Source organism: Clostridium zhoujianii (assembly GCF_051590805.1).
In the GTDB taxonomy this organism is placed as follows: Bacteria; Bacillota; Clostridia; order Clostridiales; family Clostridiaceae; genus Clostridium.
In genome coordinates this window covers 2161323-2183975 of record NZ_JBPUTF010000001.1, presented here as the reverse complement: position 1 = coordinate 2183975, position 22653 = coordinate 2161323, and the positions used below count along the sequence as shown (strand labels likewise).

Annotated in this window: 18 protein-coding genes; 16 read left to right on the top strand and 2 right to left on the bottom strand. The window is 29.4% G+C overall.

What is annotated here, in order from left to right; translation table 11 throughout:
- The first annotated feature begins 344 nt into the window (after positions 1-344).
- The 8 genes from ACSYT2_RS10380 (at position 345) to ACSYT2_RS10345 (ending at position 11872) form a co-directional block, all read left to right on the top strand.
- Positions 345-536: a hypothetical protein gene (locus ACSYT2_RS10380; protein WP_438384721.1), complete on the top strand. Its 192-nt coding sequence runs from the start codon at positions 345-347 to the stop codon at positions 534-536.
- A 177-nt stretch (positions 537-713) separates the two neighbouring features.
- Complete coding sequence (locus ACSYT2_RS10375; RefSeq protein ID WP_438384720.1) at positions 714-3269, top strand: hypothetical protein; 2556 nt, start codon at positions 714-716, stop codon at positions 3267-3269.
- Positions 3270-3292: 23 nt separating this feature from the next.
- Complete coding sequence (locus tag ACSYT2_RS10370; RefSeq protein WP_438384719.1) at positions 3293-4765, top strand: hypothetical protein; 1473 nt, start codon at positions 3293-3295, stop codon at positions 4763-4765.
- Positions 4766-5292: 527 nt separating this feature from the next.
- Positions 5293-8454, top strand: a complete 3162-nt coding sequence (locus tag ACSYT2_RS10365) for a DEAD/DEAH box helicase (RefSeq protein ID WP_438384718.1) — start codon at positions 5293-5295, stop codon at positions 8452-8454.
- A gap of 32 nt (positions 8455-8486) precedes the next feature.
- Entirely contained in the window at positions 8487-8861 is a 375-nt protein-coding gene (locus ACSYT2_RS10360) for a (deoxy)nucleoside triphosphate pyrophosphohydrolase (protein ID WP_430855149.1), read from the top strand.
- Positions 8862-9131: 270 nt separating this feature from the next.
- Positions 9132-9578 (top strand): hypothetical protein, encoded by a 447-nt coding sequence (locus ACSYT2_RS10355; RefSeq protein ID WP_438384717.1) that lies wholly within the window; start codon positions 9132-9134, stop codon positions 9576-9578.
- Between the two features lie 284 nt (positions 9579-9862).
- Positions 9863-11074 carry a hypothetical protein gene (locus tag ACSYT2_RS10350; protein ID WP_438384716.1) on the top strand — a complete coding sequence of 404 codons (1212 nt, stop codon included), beginning with the start codon at positions 9863-9865 and terminating at the stop codon, positions 11072-11074.
- 99 nt (positions 11075-11173) lie between these two features.
- Positions 11174-11872 carry a DUF1287 domain-containing protein gene (locus ACSYT2_RS10345; protein ID WP_438384715.1) on the top strand — a complete coding sequence of 233 codons (699 nt, stop codon included), beginning with the start codon at positions 11174-11176 and terminating at the stop codon, positions 11870-11872.
- Positions 11873-11900: 28 nt separating this feature from the next.
- On the opposite strand, the gene ACSYT2_RS10340 is transcribed toward ACSYT2_RS10345, so the two are convergent.
- Positions 11901-12623: a helix-turn-helix domain-containing protein gene (locus ACSYT2_RS10340; protein WP_438384714.1), complete on the bottom strand. Its 723-nt coding sequence runs from the start codon at positions 12621-12623 to the stop codon at positions 11901-11903.
- 163 nt (positions 12624-12786) lie between these two features.
- Between ACSYT2_RS10340 and ACSYT2_RS10335 the strand changes: the two genes are divergently transcribed.
- From ACSYT2_RS10335 to ACSYT2_RS10315, 5 genes are read left to right on the top strand one after another with little or no spacing between them, the layout of a single operon-like run.
- Positions 12787-14277, top strand: a complete 1491-nt coding sequence (locus ACSYT2_RS10335; protein ID WP_438384713.1) for an NEAT domain-containing protein — start codon at positions 12787-12789, stop codon at positions 14275-14277.
- A gap of 58 nt (positions 14278-14335) precedes the next feature.
- Entirely contained in the window at positions 14336-14899 is a 564-nt protein-coding gene (locus ACSYT2_RS10330) for a class D sortase (protein WP_430855143.1), read from the top strand.
- Positions 14900-14901: 2 nt separating this feature from the next.
- Positions 14902-15810 carry a heme ABC transporter substrate-binding protein IsdE gene (isdE, locus tag ACSYT2_RS10325; protein ID WP_438384712.1) on the top strand — a complete coding sequence of 303 codons (909 nt, stop codon included), beginning with the start codon at positions 14902-14904 and terminating at the stop codon, positions 15808-15810.
- A 12-nt stretch (positions 15811-15822) separates the two neighbouring features.
- Positions 15823-16815, top strand: a complete 993-nt coding sequence (locus tag ACSYT2_RS10320; RefSeq protein ID WP_438384711.1) for a FecCD family ABC transporter permease — start codon at positions 15823-15825, stop codon at positions 16813-16815.
- Entirely contained in the window at positions 16815-17585 is a 771-nt protein-coding gene (locus ACSYT2_RS10315) for an ABC transporter ATP-binding protein (protein ID WP_438384710.1), read from the top strand. The genes ACSYT2_RS10320 and ACSYT2_RS10315 overlap by 1 nt, the downstream gene beginning before the upstream one ends.
- A gap of 143 nt (positions 17586-17728) precedes the next feature.
- Here ACSYT2_RS10315 and ACSYT2_RS10310 read toward each other — a convergent pair whose 3' ends face one another.
- The gene (locus ACSYT2_RS10310; protein ID WP_438384709.1) at positions 17729-18451 is read right to left on the bottom strand and encodes a GntR family transcriptional regulator; all 723 of its coding nucleotides are present in this window, start codon (positions 18449-18451) and stop codon (positions 17729-17731) included.
- A gap of 139 nt (positions 18452-18590) precedes the next feature.
- On the opposite strand from ACSYT2_RS10310, the gene ACSYT2_RS10305 reads away from it, so the two are divergent.
- The 3 genes from ACSYT2_RS10305 to ACSYT2_RS10295 all read left to right on the top strand — a co-directional run bounded on the left by ACSYT2_RS10305 (position 18591) and on the right by ACSYT2_RS10295 (position 22598).
- Positions 18591-19334, top strand: a complete 744-nt coding sequence (locus ACSYT2_RS10305) for an N-acetylmannosamine-6-phosphate 2-epimerase (RefSeq protein WP_438384708.1) — start codon at positions 18591-18593, stop codon at positions 19332-19334.
- Between the two features lie 86 nt (positions 19335-19420).
- Positions 19421-20959: a DUF3604 domain-containing protein gene (locus ACSYT2_RS10300; RefSeq protein WP_438384707.1), complete on the top strand. Its 1539-nt coding sequence runs from the start codon at positions 19421-19423 to the stop codon at positions 20957-20959.
- Between the two features lie 52 nt (positions 20960-21011).
- Positions 21012-22598 (top strand): PTS transporter subunit EIIC, encoded by a 1587-nt coding sequence (locus ACSYT2_RS10295; RefSeq protein WP_438384706.1) that lies wholly within the window; start codon positions 21012-21014, stop codon positions 22596-22598.
- Positions 22599-22653 lie beyond the last annotated feature (55 nt).

Genomic DNA, 22653 nt, shown 5'->3' with positions numbered 1-22653 from the left:
AAAATAGTGTATTTAAAAATGAATAAACTACTACATAGTTAAAGGAGTTCACTATATATTAAGTGGGCTCCTAATTTTTTTGTTTATTATTCTTGTCATAGCAACAATCTGGTAAACTTTCTGACTTAGGAAGATGCTGCTCCAGCAGTTGTGGGTGTTCAGTAAAGTTTATATTTGGTAGTGATTTAAACAAATGATTTATATATTGGAATACATTTAGATTATTAGCTTTTGATTTTCAACTATGCTATAGGCATGACACTAGATTCTGCTCCTTTAGGAGTATCTGCAATAGCCAACCTCTCCGTCCACTACAAAGTGCAGAACTAGTAATCAAGCTATTTGTGATAGGTAGAAAGAACTTCCTTTTTGCTAATACGGCTAAAGGTGCAACTTATAGTGCTAATATTTATAGTGTTGTTGAAACTGCCAAGGCTAATAAGTTAGTTATAGAAAGATATTTGGTTTATTTGTTTGATAATGTATCAAAGATAGATGTAGCCGATAGCGAAAGCTTAGATAATCTTATGCCTTGATTGAATAAGATACCTGAAAATATGAAAATTAAAGATACTAAAATTTTGACACTTACGTAAAATTAGGAGATATGAGTTATATTAAATATACGGTAATGGTTTTATGTAAAAGTTGGATTAATAATGAAATGATTTCCTAAATAGTGTATAATTAGATAAAAATGGAGGGGGTTCATAATGATTTTTAATAATATATTTGATAAAGATTTACAAGACGAAGAATGGAAAAAATATTGGGAAGAGTTAGGGGTTAATTTTTCTAAAATTAATGAGAGTATAGAATTTAATGAAAATATTAGAAAGAAAATAGAGTCATTATGTGAAACCGATTATGAGATTTTATCAGATATTTTAGATATAGATTATGATGATAATTTTATAGAAAAGATATCTAAAAATGATGAGCTGAAAAATATACTATATCTTGATAATTTCTTAAAGAGAAAGAAAAAAGCTATTGATGAATTATATGATTCAATTTTTATAAAAAATGATGAATATAAACAAGAAGCAAGTACAATAGTTAAGCTATTACAATTATTCATGGATAAGAAGGTACGATTATTTGAGATTTATGCATTGAATGAGTGGATAAGTAAAGGAACTGGTATAGAGTACATTGCTAACTCAAAATTAAACAAAAAACGAATAGATGAATTTTTGAAAAAGGATGAATTAGAAAAGTTTTGTGAGTTTATGGAGGAAACACCTCAAATAGGAACGAACTATAAGCTGAGAATGGTTTGTAAATATAGAGAGAAGCAAATATTTTTAGTATATAAATTGAAAAATGATACACAAATGACAGACTTTGATGAAGCTAAAAGAGTAAAAAATATCGATAAGATACTATTTGAAATAGATGTAAAAAATGGATACTTACACATTAAATTTAGAAACTATAGTGAAAGAATTCAAATAAAAAAATATTTTGAACAGTATTTTAAAAGCACATTTAATGAGACAGAAACAGATATTTTTGAAAATTATGATGTAGATAATTTTAAAAGCACCTTTACAAGGCTAGAGAGTAATAGTAAGGATGTCACTACAAACTTTTATGTAACTAGAATGGCTTTTAGTAATAGTTTACTTGATAAGTCACCAGAATTAACTTTTGATGGTCATAAAAGGGATGTTTGGCCATCCATAGTTCATGCTTTCAATATGAAAATAGTTGATATTGATAGTATGGATTCAGTAAAAAGTATGACTGTAAATGTTAATTCAAGATTTAGGACCATAAGAACTATTACTTTAAAAGATGGAAATACTATCTTTAAGCTTGATGATAAAGGATTAAAGGATTATGAGAAAGTAAATATAGAGAAGAAGTTTAAGGAGAAATTTCATGTACCTTTAAATGCAAGAGTAAAAAATAAGCTAGAAAAGGGTATTGTAGAACAACTTGATTCAATATTGAGATGTACAAGCATTGATGAAGTTAAAGGCGATGAAAGTAAAATATTAGATAAGCTAGTGACAGATAAAATAATTAAGACTAAAAATATTAAGAATATAGTATGTCAGAATGAGTCTTGTGGTCATGTTGAAGAGTATATTAGTGGTATTGTTGAAAAGTGTAGTGAATGCCTTGCAGATGAAATTATTATTCAAGAATACAATAAATTAGAAGTTGACAATAAGGTTGTTGATAAATATATTAAAGAGTATTTAGGGAGAGCATTAAATTCTGAAAATAATAACATAGAGAAGTCAGATAAGTTCAAAGAGTATGCTTGTTTTAGATTTTTATATAGTGAAAAAGAATATAATGTTATTATAACAAGTAAGATTCTAAGTAAGAAGTTTATTAAATCTATAGAAAAGAAATTAATACCAACTATAATAATATATTACGGAATTGATAATGAACAAGCAAAGCTAATGACTCCAAACTCAATAGAAATGATACAATTTGCAAAGCTATATGCAAATAAAGATGATGTAGATATACAAAGTGATATATTAAAGGATACTTTTAGGAGGTTGGAAAAAATGTTACACTACCAAATTGTTAATGCAGCAATGCTTGCGAATGAGGATTTGGATAATATTAGTAATATCCCTAGCCAAATAGGTAAGGGGTACTCTGCAACTGATTTTGAGGATGATATTTATGCATTACTTAAAGATATAATTTTTAATTCGGAAAAATGGGGTGCAAGTGATATTGGAAAACCACTACCAGAAGGAGTTTTAACGTTTCAATACATTGAGAATAGAGGGGCTAAGGAGGATGAAAATAGGGTAGCATTTACATTTGACTGTAAATTAACCAGTAAGGATGAGGGATATGATTTAGGTAGAAGTGAACAAAGAAAAGCTATAGAATATGTTAATAAATTTAATAGAACTAATGAAATACAGAGATATTGTAATAATAATAAAGAGTTAAGTTCACACCTATTCATTTCAAATAAGTTTAAGGAGAACCAGATTGAGAATGTAAGTAAATATTTTGAAGAGAATGTTGATTCAGGAAATACTACTAAGCCTGTATTTATTGACTTTAGAGGAATATTAGAGTTTCATAACTGGTATAGAACTAATTATGAATCTATACAAAAGAAAAGGAATGATTTCTACAAAGAATTAAAGAGTGTATTAACTACAGGAGGAAAGATTATTACTTTCCAAGATTTTAAAGGGTTAATTGAGTATCTAGAGGAATGCTTTGATGATGATAAAAAAATAAACTTAAAAAGAGTGAAGGAAAGAGTTATAAAATAGTGGGTTTATGAGGAGGAAAATATATGGGTAACAAATTAAGAGATAATGAGAAGAGATCAACAGTGGTTAAAGAAAAATCTATAATACAAGTTGATGAAAAAACTGTATTACTTTCGTTAAGCGATTTTAATGAACCATTTACTAATTACTTGGAACAGCTAGATTTACCTGTTGAAGGTGTATTATATCCTATATCGGAAAGAAGAAAAATAATTAATTCTTTACAAGAAGCATTAGAGATATTATCTGTGGACGATAGAAAAAAGTCAATGTACTTAACAAGATTTACAGCATCTATAATGGCGGGATTATTCGATGGTGCGGTTACTTACTTATGGAATGAAACTGTAAAATCTTTGAGAAGAATGGTTATTGAATTTGATGTAGAGTATGCCTTTAAAATAGCAGAAAATATAAATAATAGATATAAAGGGTTAAAAAGCGCTGATGATTTAAGTTGTATAAATGAATACGATTTAATAACTATATGTAATAGAATGGAGCTAATAACAGAGCATGTATTTGAAGTGTTTAAGTTTATAAATTACATGAGAAATCATTCTAGTTCTGCACACCCCAATGAAAATAATTTAGGAGCATATGATTTATTAAGTTGGCTAGATAATTGTATTAAATATGCAATAAAAGCAGAGCCTAATCAACATTCAATAAAAGTAAAGCAGTTTTTATATAATTTAAGAACTAATGATATTCCGACGGATGATGTAGAAATTATAGGACAAGCATTAATGGAATTGCCACAACAAATGATAGATGATTTGTTATGGTCTTTGTTTGGAATGTATACAGATGAAAAGGTAATAAATATAGTTAATGATAATATTGAAAAAGTAGTAGATTATGTATGGAATGCTAGTAGTGAGGAAAAAAAATATGAAATAGGTGAGAAATATGGTTACTTTAGAAAAAATGCAATTGTCTCAAGAAAAGAAAGGGCAGATGAATTTTTAAATTTGGTAAATGGGGTTAACTACAAAGATGAAGATAGTATTGCATATGAAATAAGAGAAACTTTAAATAGTTTAAAGAGTGCTCATTTTGGCACTAATAATTTTTATAATGAATATCCATGGGCTAAAATGTTAGAGAACTTAATCCCTCAAGATGGAAATATACCTAGTAGTGTTATAAGTGAATGGGTAAGGATAATTTCTTTATGTTATATAGGAAATGGTCTTGGATATAGAAATGGTGTTGATGAACGAGCAGAAGGGTATTATAAAGATTTTATAACAAAATTTAAGGATAAAGAGATAAGAATATTTGTAGAGTTATTTGATGATACAGAAATGTTATCCGATACAATAGAGGCAAAAGCTAAACAAAGGTTCTTTAAGTTATGTGAACTATTAAAAAATCAAGCTAAAAATCCTATATTAGTGAAAGCATTAGATTATTCGATAAGATTTAGTAGTTCACCGAAGAAAATTTATAAGTCATCGGAATTTAGTGAGTTGATGAGAAGTTTGAAATAAATTTTAAGAATAAAAGAGTTATACTTATGTAAGTCATAAAGCTAATAAAATTTATGGTTGATTTTGAAGCTAGTAATTCTCTTCAACCAAGAAGTCCACGACAGAAATGTCGTGGACTTTTTAGTTTATTAAAAATAATGCTATTTAAGAGTTTATTAGGAAAATAAAAATATTAAGTTGTGGATTTTAAAGAACACGTATACATGCACCATCGGATAATAATTAAATATAGATAATAGTAGAAAATAAGAATATTAAGTGTTATAAAGATTACTCCTAAAACCACAATTAATATAAAATTAACTCAAGTGATTATATTTATAATTTACTTGAGTTATTTTTATATTTAAAGGAAATATATAGATAGTAGAGAATAGAATACTAACAAAGACATATTAAATAAAATTGTAAATTTTTAAAGTAGAAATAATAAGCTATATGAGCATGCATGATGAAAATATAAAATAAATAGTTATAAACTATGATTTAAGTAAAAATCATAAGGCATAGAAAAATGAGGAGATATAATGAAACAAGGGCTATACGAACAAGTAATAAACAATGAAATACTAGACCAATTAAATACCTTAAATGAAAAAGATTTCATTATAGATAAAGAAAACATAGACAAAGAAGAAGCAAAAGTGATCCTATCCCAATACATAGAATCAGTAATAAGACGTTCCCTAAATTACATAAGAGAAAAAGAGAAAGAAGACAGCCAAAAGATTCTAAAGCAAATAGAAGCTTGTAATAAGATAATCAATATCTTAGGTGAAGTATCTAATGAAGAAGATATTAAAAAATATAAAATAGATGAAAGTGGAGAAATGTTAACAGCTCTCTACTCCAAAATAAACAATAAAAGAGCACTAAGCAAAGAGAAAGCAGTAAGACCAGTTACACCTCTTTCTCAAAGTTCACTATTTACAGGAGCTAGTTTAGAGCCCAATATGCTAAGTGAACTAAATAAAGAAATAGTATCTTGTGATAGTATTGATTTACTTGTTTCCTTTGTTAAATGGAGTGGTATTAGATGTCTTATGGAGAGCCTAGAGGAAGCTACGAGTTCTGGTAAAAAACTTAGGATAATTACAACCTCATATATGGGGGCTACTGATTTTAAAGCAATTAATGAATTAAGTAAGTTACCTAATACAGAAATAAAAATATCCTATGACACAGAGAGAACTAGGCTTCATGCTAAAGCTTATATGTTTAAAAGGGACACAGGCTTTACTACTGCATATATTGGATCATCAAATCTATCAAATGCAGCTTTAACCTCTGGATTAGAGTGGAATATTAAAGTTACAGAGAAAGATTCCTTTGATATAGTTAGAAAATTTGAAGCAACCTTTGAAAGCTATTGGAATGATGCTGAGTTTATTTCTTATACAGGTAGTGATGAAGATAAGATTAGATTAAATAGATCTTTAAGAAGTGAAAGGAAAGTAGAAGAGGAAGGCTTTAATTTCACCTTTGATATAAGACCTTATTCATATCAAAAGGAAATACTAGAGAAACTTCAAGTTGAAAGAAAGTTATTTAATAAGAACAGGAATTTAGTTATTGCAGCTACAGGAGTTGGTAAAACTGTTATATCTGCTTTTGATTATAAAAATTACTGTAATGAGAATAAGGGTAAAGCTAACAGGTTATTGTTTGTAGTTCATAGAGAGGAAATATTAAAGCAAGCTAGGGATACCTTTAGAGCAATACTTAAAAATAATAACTTTGGGGACTTAATGGTAGGGGGAAGAACTCCTGACAGCTTGGAGTATCTATTTGTCTCCATTCAAAGTTTAAATAGTAGAAGCCTTTATGATATAACTTCTGAAGATTATTATGATTTTATAATAGTTGATGAATTTCATCATGCTTCTGCACCATCTTATCAAAGACTATTAAGCTATTATAAACCTAAAGTTTTATTAGGGTTAACTGCTACTCCTGAAAGAGGGGATGGAGGAGACATATTTAAATACTTTGAAGATAGAATAAGTGCTGAAATTAGGTTGCCAGAAGCTATTGATAGAAAGTTATTATCTCCATTTCAATATTTTGCAATAACTGATAATGTTGATTTATCTAAGCTTAAGTGGAAGAGAAAGGGCTATGATCTAAGAGAACTAGACAATTTATATACAGGAAATGATCTAAGGGTAAATCAAATTGTAACTAGTTTAAATAAATACGTTACTGACATTGATAATGTAATTGGACTAGGTTTCTGTGTGAGTAAAGAGCACGCCAAGTTTATGGAAAATAGTTTTAATAATATAGGTATTCCTTCAATGGCATTAACAGATGAAAGTAAAAAAGAAGAAAGAAATAAAGCAAAAGATAAGTTAGTCAGTGGAGAAATTAAGTTTATATTTGTAGTTGATCTGTATAATGAAGGTGTTGATATTCCTGAAATAAACACAATTTTATTCTTGAGACCAACAGAAAGTTTAACTGTATTTTTACAGCAACTAGGAAGAGGCTTAAGACTAAGTGAAGGCAAGGAATGTCTAACTGTTTTAGATTATGTTGGCCAAGCACATAAAAATTATAACTTTGAAGAAAAGTTTAGAACTCTTATAGGTAGAAGTAATCATTCAATAAAGGAATATATTGAAAATGGTTTTATAACCTTACCTAAAGGCTGTTATATTCAATTAGAAAAACAAGCTAAAGAGTATATTTTGAAAAATGTTAAATCAGCAGTTAATAATAAAGCAAATTTACTTAATAAGCTTAGAACCTTTAATGAAGAGACTTCTATGGAGCTTACATTAGAAAGCTTTTTAGGTTATCATAATTTGACCTTAATTGATTTCTATGGTAAATCAGCAGATAGAAGTTTATCAAGAATGTTAGTTTTAGCTGGAATTAATGATGATTTTAATGAGGAATATGAGGTTGAAATTACTAAAAAGCTTAAAAACTTATTTAATATTAATTCTAGAAGGTTAATTGAATTTATTATTAAGGTTATAAATAAGGATATTAATATAAAGAGCTTAAATGAAGAAGAAAAGCTAATGTTAAATATGATGTATTATACTTTCTATAATAATACTCCAGTTAAAGAAGGCCTTGAATCTATAGAAGTAGGTATTACTAAACTTCTACAAAATGAAATAATGATGAAAGAAGTCTGTGAAATATTAAAATATAATTATAATAATTTAAGCTTTATAGATAAGAATGTAGATTTGAATTTTGTATGTCCTTTAGATTTACATTGTAGCTATTCAAGAGATCAAATAATGGCTGGATTAAATTATTTTAATGAAGTAAATAAGCCAGCATTTAGAGAAGGAACAAAGTATTTTCCTGATAAGAAGTTAGATGTATTCTTTGTGACTTTAAATAAAAGTGAAAAACATTTTTCGCCATCTACATTATATGAGGATTATGCAATTAATGAAAAGCTATTTCACTGGCAAAGTCAAAGCACAACGTCAGTTGAAAGTCCTACTGGTACAAGGTATATAAATCATAAAAAGAATAATAGTAAGATAGCCTTATTTGTAAGAGAAAATCAAAAAAGTAATGGTATAACAACTCCATTTACTTATTTAGGCTTATGTGAATATAGAAGCCATACTGGTAGTAAGCCAATAAGCTTTATACTAGAGCTAGAGGAAGATATGCCTTCATGGATGATTAGTAAAGCAAATAAGAGTATAATATTATAGATTTAACATGTTTACTAGATAAGGAGAGACAAATGATAGAAGTAGTAGCTGCAATACTTAAGAATGAAGATAAAATATTAATAGCAAGAAAAAGACAAGGTAAATCCTTAGCTGGATATTGGGAGTTCCCTGGTGGAAAAGTAGAAAAGGGAGAAAAGCCAGAGGAGAGTTTAAGGCGTGAGTTAATGGAAGAAATGAATATAAAAATAGAAGTTCTTGAGTATGTTGGAGAAAGTATATATGAATATGAGAATGATGTTGTTATTAGGTTAAAAGGTTTTTTAGCAGAAATTATTGAAGGTGAGATAGAATTATCAGATCATGATAGTTATTTATGGGTGACTGTAGAGGAAGCAAAGAAGTATAAGATAGCACCAGCAGATATACCATTACTTAATAAACTATAATAAAAATAATATATAAGGAAAGCTAGTTTCTATAATATTAGGAATTAGCTTTTTTCTTACTTAAAGTGATTCTTTAAGATAGCACTAAGCTATTTGCTGATGGCCTTACACATTTTTACACTAAACCAGATTTATTGAGTAATATCAGATAATATGTTATATTTTTAATATAATTACAAAAATAGTAAGAAATAATGCAAAAAGAAAAATAATTTTGAAGCTTAAATAATAAATCTGAAATGATAAGTTTTTAGATTTAGGAGGTGAATTATGGAAAAAATAGGTAGGATTATATTAAAATTTAAGAAGTTAATTTCTAGTTTAGTTATAATTTTATTTATATATACTATAGCAATAAATACTGGAACGTCTCTATCTGAAATTATAATATCTTCTATGGCTATTTTAATTTTTACTGGTTTTCTATTAATAGGGTTAGATCAAGTTATATTAGGAGCCATAGCAATTGTATGTGGCTTTGCAGAATTTATACTTATATTTATAGGTCTGATGCTATATGTTATGACAGAATCAGTTATAGTGGTTACTATATATGGAGTAATAGTTCTAGCTATGGGTTTATTCTTTGCTATAAGATTTATAAACAAAAGGAAAAACAATAATTATAAAATGGAAGAGAATATAGTAAAAGATGAATACTTGGAAAATAGGACGGATATTATTTATACTAATATAGGTGAGGCAGATGACATATAAGAAGAGTTAGTTTCTATAATATTAGAAATTAGCTTTTTTGTTATAGAAATATTTTACAAAGAGGTAGTAAATTGTTCTAAGGGGGAATGGTTTTGAGAGAAAAATACAGGGAAATTTATTTAGAGGTTTATAATAAATAATAAAACATTCAATACTGATAATTGGGTATGATGTAGATATTTATCATAACTATATAAAATAGTATAGAAAGTATTGGAAATATTACCCCTTTAGTGTAAAATATAGTGGGAAATTGTATACTCGTGAAGAAGGGGAGAAATAGAATGAAAAAAACGAAATTTATAGCAACGATATTATTAATTAATATTTTGGCCAACCCACTATCAGTAGCAGCACATGGTGGAAGAACAGATACTCAGGGGGGACATAAGGATAATAAAAATGCGTCAGGTTTAGGTAGTTACCATTATCATCATGGGCAACCAGCCCATCTTCATACTAATGGTGTATGCCCATACAATGGTAATAGTAGTAGCAGTAGTAGTAATAATAGTAGTACAAGTCAGGGATCTACAAAATCTACAACTACATCTCCAAAGGTGCCAGTAGAGAGTGAAAGTGAAAAAAAAGCTAAGGTTAGAGCAAGTGGATTAGATACAGGTTATAATGATGGATATTTCAGATCAAGTAATAAATCAGGAGAATATAAATCCAATTATATAGCTGATTATAAAGAGGGATATGCTGAAGGTTATAAAAATGGGGTTTCAAAGAGAGAGTCAGAAATTAAAGAAGCAGAAAAAAGTGGACAGGCACTTGGGAATAGTGATGGATATAATAACATTGTAAGAGAAGAATTTGACTACAGTGGTAATTTTAAAAGTGAATATGATAAGGCCTATAAAACAGCTTTTAAAGTTGGAAATGATAAACTTAATAATGAAATAAATACTGAAAGTACAAAGGCATTTGCTAATGGGATAAGAAATGAAGAATTTGATTCAGGTTTATATAGTAATACTATTATAAAGGAAGCAGCTGAAAATGGATATTTTAGAGGGAAAAATATATATGAAAACTATATGATAGATGTACCAGTTATAGGTTCTAAATTGAATATGTTTACGGAATATTCAGAAGGAAAAGATGCTATGAGCTTTGGATTAGATAATAGGGATGATAATAGTTTTATTACAATTTCAAATAAAAGCAAAAGAAAAGTTTTAGATTTTATATTTAATATGAAATCAGTGAATGAAAATGGAGTAAATGAGGGAGAGGCCAAATTAATAGTAGAATCATTCTTAAGCAAGGATATAAATGATTCCTATAAGAGTTCAAAATCATATGTTAGAAGTGATTCTAATATAAGGTATGAAATAGAGGTATTAAAAGTAAAAAAGAAAAAGTTTAGATATATGCCAAGAACTATGTATATAATTAATAAGATGGAGAATGACAAGGTTGTTGAAACAAGTATTTTATCTAAGGAGCCAAAAGAAGTTAGAAAACTTAAAAAAACAACTAAAGCATAGATAAGATTAATTTAATAGAAAACTATGGAGATAGCAAGGTAGTAGGGATAAGTTAGATAGTTTTTTATTATTAGCAAGGGGTGAGGGGGTACTAAGAATATGAAGAAAAAAATCATACCTATTTTATTTATTCTTGTAATAATAGTTATTGGAATCCTAGTAACTATTAATAAAGTCAGGCCAGAGGTTATAAAGGAAGTTGAACCAATTGTAAACAATGAAGATGATGAAAAGATAAAGGTTCCTGAGGATTATTCTAGAGCTGATAAAAATAATAATGGCATTCCAGATCCAATAGATATTTCTAATAACCTAGAAGAACAATTAAAATCAAATACAAAATATGTTGATGCTTATTATACAGGAGGATATCCACCAGAAGATGAAGGAGTTTGCACAGATGTTATATGGAGGGCATTTTCTTCTGTAGATATAAATTTAAAAGACTTAATGGATAGGGACATTAGGAATAATAAAAAAGACTACTGGAGAATAGATGGACAGGCAGATCCTCATATTGACTTTAGAAGGGTTCCTAATCAAATGGTGTTTTTTAATAAATATTGTGAAACCTTAACTAGTGAGATAATACCAGATAATATAGAAAATTTAAGGCAGTGGCAGCCAGGTGATATTATTTTATTTTTAAAACCCTATGAACATGTTGGGATGGTTGTTGAAGAAAGAGATAGTGATGGGGTGCCTTTTGTAGTTCATAATTCTAGGCCAAGTATAAAAAAGGGGAAGTTAAGCTGGTTTAGTGATTATGATTTAGTTCATTATAGATGGAAGTATTAATTATAAAGTAAAGCTAAAAGAGGGGCATTTATGTCCCTCTTTTTCTATATTCAATGGGAGATTCTCCTGTAATCTTTTTGAAGGTTGTACTATAGTAACTTTGATTTTTAAAGCCAGTAGCTAGTGCAATATCTAAAAGTGAGTAGTTTGTATTATTTAGCATTTCTTTCGACTGTTCAACTCTAAAATTATTTAAAAAATTAATAAAAGTAAGTCCAGTTTCTTTTTTGAATATAGTACAAAAATAACTTTTGTTGATATTAAATTTAGAGCATAAGCTATCCATATCAATCTCTTCATCATAGTGAGTATGAATGTGCTTTATAGCACTTAAAACAAAAGGTGAATAAGTGTATTCGCAGTTAATACTCATAAATTTATCCTTAGCTATTAAAATTAAAAAATCTCTAAGATAGTCTATACAACATTCATTTCTTAAATAAGGAATCTCTTTTTTATTTAAATCTATACCTAGGGTTAAAGGACCAAGTATAAAAATAAGTGGAATTTGGCAACGAGTGAATAAAGTAGCTATAGAAAAAACTATATTATCCTCACATTTTATATTAAAAATTTTATCATTTTCTTTTGAATTTTTCACCTTCTGTATAATGTTTTCTTTATTAAATAGACTTAAGCTTTCTTTTATGTGACCGTAATTAAATATAAGTTCAAACCTTTTATTAAGGACTATTATTGGAATAGAAGTACAGTTAAAAAAGTCCTTAGCTATATCTTCAAATAAAAACATATTACTTCTCCTATACAAAACAAAATATACATAAAAAAACAGAAAATATAATTAAAAATCAGTTATAAAATATATGTTAAGATTAATGCAGTTGAAATTCATTCTCATTAATTATTGAACGAAAAGTAATTTTTGTCAATAGATAGATATAGGAGGCGGGGTAATGTTAAAAAATAAAATTAAAAAGTTCTTAGCAGTAGCTTTAGTACTTGCAGCAACCATGAATGTAGGGGGGAACATAGTTCATGCTACTGTGTTATCAAATGAAGGTAGCACTGTAGAGTTTAGAGCTCAAAGCTTAAAAGATGGGGAATATGAAGTAAAAAATATTACGAGTTATTTAGATCCATCTAATACTACTGGACAAGAAATGGCTAGAAATTCAGTTAAAGAAACATCTAAGCTGATTGTAAAAGATGGTGTTATATCAATGACAGTATACTTCAACGAGACTCTTTTCCCTATGATGGGGAATTTTAATGTTAGTTTAAATGGAACTGAGTTAAAGGGTACTGTTGATAATGCTACTAAATCAATAAACTATACAATACCTTCAATTGACGCAAAAGTTTTAATGAGTATGAAAGTAGTTGTAATGGGAAGGGATGTTAGTTTTAATCTAAGTAATAACCTGGAGACTTTAACTCTTATTAAAGAGTATGAAACTGAAGAAAAAGTTCAAAATGGAGATTATACAATAAAGAATGATGTCAAGTATATAGGAAGTGGAAATGCAGAAACAGGAAATGCCTCAGCAAGAAAGACTTTAAAGGATGTAAGTAATATAAATGTTAAAGATGGTAAGTATACTTTAACTTTAAACTTTGATGAGAACCAATTTAAGTTTATTGGTGATGTAAAGGTAAATGTAGATGGAAATGAAGGTGTTGTAAATATTTCTAAAGAAACAGCTAAGGTTTCTTTAGAAATACCATCATTAGATAGCAAAATAGAAGTCGGTGTATTTGTAACTATGATGAATAGATATACGAATTTTGAAACAATACTTTTACAAGATACCTTAACTAAGGTTGATTCAAGTGATGATGAAGTAACAGGTCCTTCAACTGGTGGATCAGATTCAGGTAATGGTTCAAATGGAAGTAATGGAGGATCAGGAAATACATCTGGTGGAACTACTAATGGGACAATATCTGAGGTAAATACAGAGCCAGAGGTTGTAGTAGTTGAAGGAAAGCTTTATACAATAAAAAATAAAGTTACTCATTCTAATCCAACTGGACAAGCTATGGCAAGACAATACTTAAATGAGTCATCTTCATTAGAAGAAATAGAAGGTAAGTATTACTTAACTTTAACTTTCACAGGAATGGATTATATGAGTAATCATAAATTTACTATAGATGGTAAAGAAGTTTCAGCTAGGGCAACTAAAGTTGACGATAAGACTACAAAGTATAGATTCCAAATCCCATCATTAGATGCAACTATAAGTGTAAGCACATATGTTGCACCAATGGGAAGAAATGTAGATTTTGATGTAACCTTATTAAAGGATACTAAGACATTTGTAAAAGAATTTACAGTGGAAAAGTTACCACAAACAGGTGGAGTTTTAGGTAGTAATCTTCTTTTAGGAATGGGTACAGTAATGTTAGGGGCAGCAGGAGTATTAAAGAGAAAGAACAAATAATTTATAAATAAAAGGGGCGTTAAGTCCCTTTTCCCCATTTAATTAAGGAGTAAGAATTATGAAAAAATATATTTCTAGTATTCTTATAGTTGTAGGAATTCTTCTTATTTCAGTAGCAATAGGAAGCAAGTTAATAAATAAAAATGAAGTTAAAAAGTCAGAAGATAATTTTATAAATAAGTTAAGTGAAATAGAAAATAAAGAAGATGTTTATAAGGAAATAAATGTAGGAGATGAGATAGGTAAAATCACTATTCCATCTTTAAATATTGAAGGAATTATAGTTGAAGGAACTGATGATAATGAAATAAAACATAATATAGGTCATTTTCAGGGGACTTCAATGCCAGGGGATGAAGGGAACTTCGCTATTGCAGGTCACAGTAGTACTATTTATAACAATGTATTTAACAATATGCATAATATTAAGGTTGGAGATGAAATAGTAATAAAGGCTTTAAATGGTGAGTTTAAATATAAGGTTAGTGAAAGTTTTGTTGTAGAACCAGAGGATACAACAGTTTTAAATAGTTTTGTAGGAAAAAAAGAAGTTACCATAGTAACTTGTACTAGTGGTGGAAAAGATAGATTAATAGTAAAAGGTAATTTAGTGGAGGAATAGAAATGAAGTTAAAGAAGTTAGGATTATTAATGGCAGTTGGAATAGTAGGCTTATCATTAGTATCTTGTGGATCAAAAACAGATGGAGATACAGGGGCATCAAAGAGTGAGGATGAAGCAGCAGTTGTAGAAGAGCAGAAAGAGATAGTTATTGGAACTTCAGTAGCAGTTGTTGAAATATTAGATAAACTTGGAGTGAAGGTTTCTGGTGTGCCTGAATCATCTTATGAATTACCTGAAGCTACAAAGGAGGCCACTAAAGTAGGTAATCCAATGAGTCCGGATATGGAAATAATAAAATCACTTAATCCAGATGTAGTGATATCAACTGATACCTTAGGTGCTGATTATGAAGATTTATTTAAGTCTAATAATATTCCAAGTATATTTGTAAATTTAGATAGTGTAGATGGGCTTAAGGAAACAATCAAAACCTTAGCTGAAAGATTTAATAAGGTTGAAAATGGTGAAAAAATATTAGCTGAATTAGATGAAAAAGAAAAAAGCTTAAAAGAAGTTGCTAGTGAAAAAGGCGAAAAGGATGTAATGATAGCTTTTGCAGCCCCAGGTGGAGTAAGTATGCTAGCTACAGGTGAAAGCTATGTTGGTAATTTAGTTGAAATAGTTGGAGCTAAGAACATTATTTCAGATACTACAGGACCTTTTGTATCATACAGTAATGAAGCTTTAGCTAAAATGAATCCAGATATGATTCTAGTTATGACTCATGCACTTCCAGAACAAACACAAAAAGAGTTTGCCGAAACTCTTAAGACAGATGCTGCGTGGAAGAGTATTGGCGCAGTTAAAGAAGGAAAGGTAGTGTACCTTGATAGTTCAAAGTTTGGTATGAGTGCAAATTTAAAGGTTATGGATTCATTAGATGAGATTAGTAAAATAATATTTGGATAAGCAGAGGATGTAATGAAGAGATTAAGTAACAAGAAAAAGAAAATATTTATAATGCTATCATTTATAACTCTTTCTATAATTTTATATGCTTCCCTTAGACAGGGGAGTATAGATATTAGTGTAAGGGAGCTTTTTGAAGGTCTATCTGGAACTAATGTTAGCAATAATTATGAGATCGTTAGAGATTTAAGAATGCCTAGAGTATTTATTGCAGTACTTATTGGAGCTAACCTTTCAATAGCAGGGGTACTTCTACAGGCTGTAATTAGAAATCCATTAGCTGATCCATATGTAACAGGTATTTCATCAGGAGCTTCTCTAGTGACAGTAGGAGTCATGATATTTATGCCGAGTATTGGTGCTATGAGACCTATAGTTGGATTCTTAGGTGGAGTATTATCATGTGCAATAGTATATATTTTTTCATATAAAAAAGAGTTATCACCAATTAGGATAGTTCTTGTAGGGGCAGCTATTAATGCATTATTTGGAGGATTTATTTCAATGATGACTACAACTCTTGGAATGGGTGCATCAAATATACAGAGATGGCTTCAAGGAAGTTTAGCTGCTGTTAAGTGGAGTGATGTTAATATAATTTTGATTTATTCAATTATAGGAATAGTACTTGCATTACTTCTAAGTAGAAACTGTAATATTCTTATGCTTGGAAATAAAAATGCCAAGGGCCTAGGGATAAATGGAGATATACAAATGATAATAATTACGGGAGTAGCTGTATTTTTATCAAGTATATCAACATCAGTTGGAGGGATAATATCCTTTGTTGGGCTTATTGTTCCACATATATGTAGAATGATAATAGGTTCTGACCATAAATATCTAATACCTTTTAGTGCTCTTGTTGGGGCTAATCTTTTACTGTTAGCAGATACATTAGGAAGGGTTATTATGAAACCTTATGAAGTTCCAGTAGGAATTATAATGGCTGTAATTGGAGCTCCTTTCTTCCTATATATTCTGAGAAGGAGTGATATAAAATAATGTTTAAAGTTAATGGAATAAAGTTTTCATATACCAATAAAGAATTTATCAAAGATTTATCTGTTAATTTTCCAAAGGGAGAAATAACAACAATACTTGGGCCTAATGGAAGTGGTAAATCAACTTTGCTTTCATTAGCCTGTGGATTAAACAAAGTAAAGGGCGGAAAAATTTTCATTGAAGGAAATGATATAACAAAGCTTAAGTATAAAGATATTGCAAAGATTGTGGCAACAGTTCATCAGCAAAATTCTGTACCAAGTGATATTACAGTAAGAGACTTAGTTAGTTATGGAAGATTACCCTTCAAAAAAAGATTTGAGCAAATTAATAATGATGATGATGAAATAATTAACTGGGCTTTAAAAGAAACAGGACTTGAGGGAATGAAAGATAACCTTGTTATGAGTATGTCTGGTGGTGAAAGGCAGAGAGTTTTCATTGCTATGGCATTAGTTCAAAAGCCAAAGATACTTTTTCTTGATGAACCTACAACATACTTGGATATATATCATCAAATAGAAATATTAGAATTAGTTCAAAGGTTAAATAGAGAGAATAAAACTACAATCATTATGGTTTTACATGATATTAATCAAGCTATTAAATATAGTGATAATATAGTTGTAATGAAAAATGGAGCTATAATTGGTGAAGGAAAATCTGATGAAGTAGTTAATGAAGATTTAATAAAAAGAGTGTACGGTGTGAGTGGAACTATGGGTATGGTTAATGGGGAAGCTTATTATGTAGCTGAAAGAATCAGTTAGATTGGTGAGGATATTAATAAAGAAATTAGCTTTAGAGTGAAATTATATATTCTATGTCAATTTCTGAAGAGTCTGTATTTAATATTATAATAAAAATATAGCCTATAGATGATTGAAATAAACAATCTTCTATAGGCTATATTTTATCTAGCTCTTATATAATTTAATTGATATTTAGGTGAATTCATATATAATTCAGTATAATCTAAAATACTACCATCTTCTAAATAGGTTGTATTTCCAATCTTTATTATTGGAGTATTCTCATCAAGATCAAACATCTCTGCAATATTCTTTGGTGGTAATACAGGGTATGTTTGATGATAACTATACTTTATTTTTTTATTTCTCACATGTTCAATATAGTGATACTTTGATCCCTCTAGTACCTTAATAGATATATCAGGATTATCCTTAACTGACATAAAAGTTTTCTCAAAAACAAAAATATCATCATTACCATATCTAGTTCTTTCAATGTAGTAAATCATATCCCCTGGTTCAACTCCAATCATACGGGCAATTTTTGAATCAGCTTCAATTATAGAAAAGCTTGTTACTTTTGTAGAAGCTTTAAGTCCTAGGGCCTCCATTTCTTCAGTAAAGCTTTTTAGGGTAGCTATTTTTTGGGTAGCTGGATTATGATTAACAAAGGTTCCTACACCGGCAGTTCTATATAATAATCCTTGAGCAACTAGGTTATCAGTAGCCCTTCTAACAGTAACTCTTGATACATTATATGTATTTGAAAGTTCAAGTTCTGTTGGAATCATATCATTTTGTTTAAAGTATCCAGTTTGAATCTTATCTAAGATATCCTTTTCAATTTGTTTATATTGAGCAATTTTTCTTTTTTTAGTATTCATTAAAACACCTCAACAAGTATTTATATAAATTAGTATACCTTAATAAATAAAATAATTCAATACAATTAACAACTCAATGTGTTATCATATAATTACAAATGTATTTACATTTAAAAATAAAAGGTAAAGGAGAATTTATATGGAGAGTAGAAAAGAGATAATAGAAAAAATAAAAGGTGGGTTAATTGTGTCTTGTCAGGCAAAAGAAACAGATCCACAATATTTGGAGGATTACGCACTTCAAATGGCAAAAGCAGCTATTTGGGGAGGTGCAGCAGGACTAAGATTAGATACTCCAAAGGATATTAAAAAAATAAAAGAAGTAAGTACAATTCCCATAATAGGTTTATGGAAGGTATTTAATGAAAACTATGAAGTCTTTATAACTCCTGGCATGAAATATGTAAGAGAATGTATTGAAGCAGGAGCAGATATTATAGCTGTAGATGGTACTAATAGGTTAGTAAGTGAAGGGAAATATGCTTATGAAATAATTAAGGAAATAAAAGAAGAATTCCCTGAAGTCCCTATTTTAGCAGATATACGAAATGTAGAAGATGCAAATATAGCCTTAGAAGCTGGGGCAGATATGATAGCACCAACATTATGTAGGTTTGATAAGAATTATAAGAGTACCCCAAAACCGGATTTTGAATTACTTTGTAAATTAGTTGAGCTTTGTAATGAAAAGAAAATAGGAAAAGTTATTATGGAAAGTAAGGTTAGTACACCAGAAGAAGCAATAATATCTTTATATCATGGAGCTTATAGTGTAGTGGTTGGAAATGCAATAACTAGGCCTCATATAACTACACAAAAATTCTGTGATGCCATAAATGGGTATAAAGAAAAAAGAAGTTTATTTTATTGGGAAAATAAATAATGTAAATATATTTAATTCAAATGTATTGACATTTGAAAAGTAATTGTTTACAATAAAAACACAAGATAAGACATAAGGAGGATTTTATGAAATATAAATATTTGATTACAGATTTACATACTAATATTCACCATGAGCAAATGAATCAATTAGAGGAATGGTATGAACAAGCAAAAGAAATGCTAGATTTTTGGCCTATAGCATATTATCCATACTATTTAAGAAAAGATGAAACAGGAGTCCTATTAGAAGATATTCATACTATGGATAAGGTACAAAAGGATTGGGAAAAGATTAATGAATTTGTAAACACAAAGAATAAAGAAAATAAGGATTTCCCAATATTTAATGGTTATGAATGGCAAGGTGCGGGATTAGATGGGGATCACAATGTATTCTTTAAGAATGAAGGACCATTAGTTAATCCACTTAGATATAGTGACTTATATGAGGAATTAAAAGAAAAGGATGCAATTGCAATCCCTCATCATTTAGCTTATAGTTTATCCCACAGAGGTAAGAATTGGGATACACATATAGAGGAGTTTTCACCATTTGCTGAAATATATTCATCCCATGGAAGCTCAGAAAGTGGAGATACAGATATTCACATGAGTCGTCATATACATATGGGACCAAGAACTGGAGGAACTTCTGTATTTGATGGATTAAAAAAAGGAAAAAAGGTAGGGATAATTGCTTCGGGAGATAATCATGTTGTTGCAGCTCAGTATGGACATGGATTTGCTGGAGTTTTAGCAGAAGAGAATACTCCAGAAAGTATATGGGATGCCTTATTAAACAGAAGAGTTTATGGAATGACAAGTGGAAGAGTTAATTTTCTTTATGAAATTAATGAAAACGTTATGGGAAGTGAATTCAAAACTAATGATGATAAATTAAAGCATCATATACAAGTAGAAACACAAGAAGCTATTGATAGAGTTGTAATTTATAAAAATGGAAAGCCTTATTATACATATAATCATAGCGAAAATTGGATGAATGAAGAATTAGAGAATGTTGTGAAATTCAAGTTTAAGGTTGAATTTGGATGGGGACCTGATTTAAAGATTTATCCTGATATACAAAAGAAAGAGTGGACTGGAAAGTTAAATACAACAGGAAAAATATGTTCAATAGAAAAATGTTGGGCATCAAGAGGACAATGGATTAATGAAGTAAGTGATAATTCATGTGAATTTGGACTTACAACAAGAAAAACTACTCAATCAGGTAAATGGATGGGACCAGCACCAGTAACAACAGAGGGCTTTGTTTTCGAAATAGAAGCTGATATTGATTCAAATATTATTTTAGAAGTAGATGGAAAAGAGTATACAAAAAGCGTAAGAGAATTATTAGATAATACAAGCCTTATAGTCTTCTTAGATGAAGCTATAGCATTAGCAAAAGAAAGATTTGGATTTGATGAGTACTACAGAAGTGATCCATTCTATCATAATGCATATAAAGTTAGATTTATGAAGGCTAAGCCTGAAATAGCTTATAAAATTGATAAAGAGGTTACGTTAGATTTTGATAATGATTCATATTACTTGACAAAGGTTTATTGCACAGATGGCTCAGTAGCATGGTCATCACCTATATGGGTAAATAGATAAGGTATTAATTAACTAAGGGGTTAATTTTTATAAAAAACTTAGGAGGTTCATTATGAGTTTAAAAGATAACAATTTGGCCAACAAGTCCTTTGGGGTAGTACAAAAGTTAGGTAAGGCTATATTACTACCCATTGCAATTTTACCAGTTACAGGGTTATTTTTAGGGATAGCTGCTGCCTTAACTAATCCTTCGGTCCTTGAAGCATATCCAATACTTGCCAACACAGCATTACAAGGATTTTTACAAATCTTAAATGCTATTGGAAAAAGTGTATTTGATGCACTACCCCTTATATTTGCAGTAGGTATAGCAGTAGGACTAGCTAAGGCCGACAAGGGAACAGCAGGATTAGCAGCTGTTGTTGGTTACTTTGTATTGATTACTACGATTAATGCTTTATTGAAGGTTACTAATCAATTACCTGGACCAGGGATAGATCCTAAATCTCTTGGACAGGGTGCTCAATTTGGTATTATGACATTACAAATGGGTGTTTTTGGTGGTGTATTAGCAGGTTTATATACATCATGGGTACATAATAAATTTTATAAGTTAAGATTACCAGAAGTTTTATCATTCTTTGGTGGATCTAGAAGTGTTCCTATAATTACAACAGTAGTTGGTGGAGTATTTGGTGTTATCATGTTCTTTATATGGCCAGCTATTGGTAATGCAATTGCATCATTTGGTCAGGTAGCTTCCCAATTAGGTGTATTTGGATCATTTATTTATGGATTAATGTTAAGAACTTTATATGTTCTTGGATTACATCATGTATTCTATTTACCATTCTGGACTACAGCAGCAGGTGGTGTTGCAGAAGTTGGTGGAGTAGTAATAGAAGGATGGCAAAATATATTCTTAGCTCAATTAGCAGATCCTAACACAACAAAATTCTTTGGTAATATTGCCCTTTATAACAGTGGACGTTATATACATATGTTATTTACAATGCCAGCTATATGTTTAGCAATGTATCATGAAATTCCAGATAAGAAGAGACGTAAGAAAACTCTTGGATTCTTATTATCTTTAGCATTAACTTGTTTCATAACAGGTGTTACAGAACCAATTTCATTTGCACTACTATTTGCAAGTCCAATACTATTTATAGCTGAAGCCGTAATATTTGGATTAGCTTTTGTAGCTACTGCAGTAACAGGAGTAACAATAGGTTCAACATTCTCAGCAGGATTAATAGAATTCTTATTATTTGGGGTATTCCAAGGTAATTCAAAGACAGGATTTATATGGGTAATAATTTTAGGAATTCCATTTGCAATAGCTACTTACTTCATATATAGATTCTTAATATCCAAACTAGATGCTAAAACTCCAGGTCGTGAAGATGATAATGAGGAATCAGAAACATCATTAAAATCTGGATATACTAGTGGACAAGCTAAGGCTATTATTGAAGCTTTAGGTGGAGTTAAGAATATAGAAGATATAGATAACTGTGCAACTAGGCTTAGAGTTAATATAAAGAAAATTGCTGATGTAAACTTAGATGGATTAAAAGCAACAGGTGCTCATAATACTTTAGTTAGAGGAAAAAACCTTCAAGTTATTTATGGCCCATCAGTTAATATAGTACGTGTAGAAATAGACGAATATCTTGAAACATTAAATAATTAGTATATTTATAAAAATGAAGGGCATGGACAAGCATAGCTAGTAAGAGAATATATTT

Coding starts and splice junctions, on each gene's coding strand:
- ACSYT2_RS10375 (WP_438384720.1), top strand. CDS start 714: ATGATTTTTAATAATATATTTGATAAAGATTTACAAGACGAAGAATGG.
- ACSYT2_RS10370 (WP_438384719.1), top strand. CDS start 3,293: ATGGGTAACAAATTAAGAGATAATGAGAAGAGATCAACAGTGGTTAAA.
- ACSYT2_RS10365 (WP_438384718.1), top strand. CDS start 5,293: ATGAAACAAGGGCTATACGAACAAGTAATAAACAATGAAATACTAGAC.
- ACSYT2_RS10360 (WP_430855149.1), top strand. CDS start 8,487: ATGATAGAAGTAGTAGCTGCAATACTTAAGAATGAAGATAAAATATTA.
- ACSYT2_RS10355 (WP_438384717.1), top strand. CDS start 9,132: ATGGAAAAAATAGGTAGGATTATATTAAAATTTAAGAAGTTAATTTCT.
- ACSYT2_RS10350 (WP_438384716.1), top strand. CDS start 9,863: ATGAAAAAAACGAAATTTATAGCAACGATATTATTAATTAATATTTTG.
- ACSYT2_RS10345 (WP_438384715.1), top strand. CDS start 11,174: ATGAAGAAAAAAATCATACCTATTTTATTTATTCTTGTAATAATAGTT.
- ACSYT2_RS10340 (WP_438384714.1), bottom strand. CDS start 12,623: ATGTTTTTATTTGAAGATATAGCTAAGGACTTTTTTAACTGTACTTCT.
- ACSYT2_RS10335 (WP_438384713.1), top strand. CDS start 12,787: ATGTTAAAAAATAAAATTAAAAAGTTCTTAGCAGTAGCTTTAGTACTT.
- ACSYT2_RS10330 (WP_430855143.1), top strand. CDS start 14,336: ATGAAAAAATATATTTCTAGTATTCTTATAGTTGTAGGAATTCTTCTT.
- isdE (WP_438384712.1), top strand. CDS start 14,902: ATGAAGTTAAAGAAGTTAGGATTATTAATGGCAGTTGGAATAGTAGGC.
- ACSYT2_RS10320 (WP_438384711.1), top strand. CDS start 15,823: ATGAAGAGATTAAGTAACAAGAAAAAGAAAATATTTATAATGCTATCA.
- ACSYT2_RS10315 (WP_438384710.1), top strand. CDS start 16,815: ATGTTTAAAGTTAATGGAATAAAGTTTTCATATACCAATAAAGAATTT.
- ACSYT2_RS10310 (WP_438384709.1), bottom strand. CDS start 18,451: ATGAATACTAAAAAAAGAAAAATTGCTCAATATAAACAAATTGAAAAG.
- ACSYT2_RS10305 (WP_438384708.1), top strand. CDS start 18,591: ATGGAGAGTAGAAAAGAGATAATAGAAAAAATAAAAGGTGGGTTAATT.
- ACSYT2_RS10300 (WP_438384707.1), top strand. CDS start 19,421: ATGAAATATAAATATTTGATTACAGATTTACATACTAATATTCACCAT.
- ACSYT2_RS10295 (WP_438384706.1), top strand. CDS start 21,012: ATGAGTTTAAAAGATAACAATTTGGCCAACAAGTCCTTTGGGGTAGTA.